This window comes from Actinomadura soli, from assembly GCF_005889715.1.
In the GTDB taxonomy this organism is placed as follows: domain Bacteria; phylum Actinomycetota; class Actinomycetes; order Streptosporangiales; family Streptosporangiaceae; genus Spirillospora; species Spirillospora soli.
Genome location: NZ_VCKW01000537.1, coordinates 1 through 1,867 on the forward strand (window position 1 = coordinate 1; position 1,867 = coordinate 1,867).

A 1,867-nucleotide genomic window follows, 5' to 3' on the forward strand; every position below is an offset into this window, starting at 1 on the left:
CCCGCCCGCATCGCCGAACCCATAACCCCGCCGAGCACCCTCACCCCCCGAGAACGCGAGATCGCCCTTCTAGTCGCACGCGGCCTCAGCAACCGTGGCGTGGCCGACGAACTCGTCATCAGCCCTGCCACCGTCGCCCGCCACGTGACCAACATCCTGACCAAACTGGGCTTCTCCTCCCGCGCTCAAATAGCCGCCTGGGTCGTGGGCAACATCGCCGACCCCCCAACGCCGTAAGGGGGCGTCGCCTCATGCCCGGGCCGAGCAACCGCGACATGGGCTACCTGCGGGACCTACAGCGGGTCGGTTCAGGTCTCGGTCGAGTCCCTTTGGAGGACGGCGAACTGCACCGTCAAGGCATGGTGGAACGGCCCGGCCATGGCCCAACCTCCACCCCCTCGATGCGATCTCCATTGCCGTCGACCGGGTCCCTGCCGAGCTCTTGCAGATGTCTTCTGGCCTTACTGCAGAGAACTCCTGGATCGACATCGGCTTTCGGTGACGTGTTCGCCTGTGATGTGTGGTCGCGTTGTTGCTTGCGGTTGTTCCGAGTGCGGCGATGGCGCCGACGGTCCGTGCCGGGCGGGTTCGTGCGCCGACTTCCGGTCGAGGAGGGGACGAGGGTGGGTGTGTACATAGGGCCGAGCTATTGGGGGTGTGTCGAATACGACGGTGATTGCGCAGTTCGGAGTATGTGCGGCGGGCGGACATTGATCTAGGTTCGCGGCATGCTCTCCAAAGGGTTGGACCCCGCAGCCGTCTATCCGGCGGTCACCGTGACGCGGGCGGTGCTGGGGGCGTCCAGCGCTGATCCGGGACGGGTCGCGGTGGTGGACGCCGCGTCCGGGCATTCGGTGACGTACGCGGACCTGGTCGCCATGGTCGAGATCGCCGCGTCCGGGCTCGTCCGCGAGGGGATCGGGCCGGGGGACGTGGTCGGCCTGCACCTCCCGGACGGGCCCGAATTCGCCGTCGCGCTGCACGCCGTCATCGCGGCGGGAGCGGTGCCGTTCCCGGTCGACGAGGCATTTCTCGTGGATGCCGCGGGTGCCTGCGCCGTGATCACGCCGCCTGGACGCTTCGATGGCGCGGCACGGACGTTGGAGATCGACGGCCTGCTCACAGGGGAGCCAGGCGGCATGTCCTTGCCGGACGCCGACCCCGACCGGGATGCGGCCCTGCTCGCCCGCACGCGCGGACCGGGGCGGACTGTCCGGCTCACGCATGCCGAGGTCGTGGCCGGGCTGGTCCGGGTCGCCGACGCCGGGATGATCGGCGGTGGCGACACCGTGCTGAGCGCGCTGCCGTTCAGCGATGTGCTCGGGCTGAACGGTGTCCTCAACCCGGCGTTGCGGCTCGGCGCGACCGTCGTCGGCCTGGGCGGTCATGACTTGCTGCGGGCGATGCGGGACCACCGGGCGACCGTGGTGGTGCTGCCGCCCCGGCTCGTGAAGGCCCTCGCCCGCGACCGCGCCGTGTCCCGGTACGACCTGCGCCGTCTGCGCGCCGTCGTCGTCGCGGGCGGGCCGCTGGCCGCCGAGGACGCGCGCGCCGCCGCGGCCCGGCTCGGCTGCCCCGTCCGGCAGGCGTACGGGCTGGCCGAGGCCGCCGGGTTCACCCACCTCAACCTGCGGGCCGCCGAGGAGGGCACGCTGGACTCGGTCGGACGGGGGCTGCCCGGCGTGATGTGGCACATCGTCCATCCCCGCAGTGGCGCCGCCCAGCCGTCCTACCAGCCGGGCGAACTGTGCCTCCGCCTTCCCGTCGCGCGGACGGCGGACGTGCCCGTCCGGTGGCTGCCCACCGGGGACTCCGCCTTCGCCGACGACCACGGCCGTGTCTTCGTCCTCGGCCGGGTCACCGGCAC

General features: G+C 71.5%; 2 protein-coding genes. Both read left to right on the forward strand.

All coding sequences use genetic code 11. The features are described from left to right. Nucleotides 1-237, forward strand: a 237-nt coding sequence (locus tag ETD83_RS41620; RefSeq protein WP_138650734.1) for a response regulator transcription factor, incomplete at its 5' end; no start/stop codon positions are given. 491 nt (nucleotides 238-728) lie between these two features. Then, a partial coding sequence (locus ETD83_RS41625; protein ID WP_138650735.1) for a class I adenylate-forming enzyme family protein occupies nucleotides 729-1,867 on the forward strand: 1,139 nt, incomplete at its 3' end.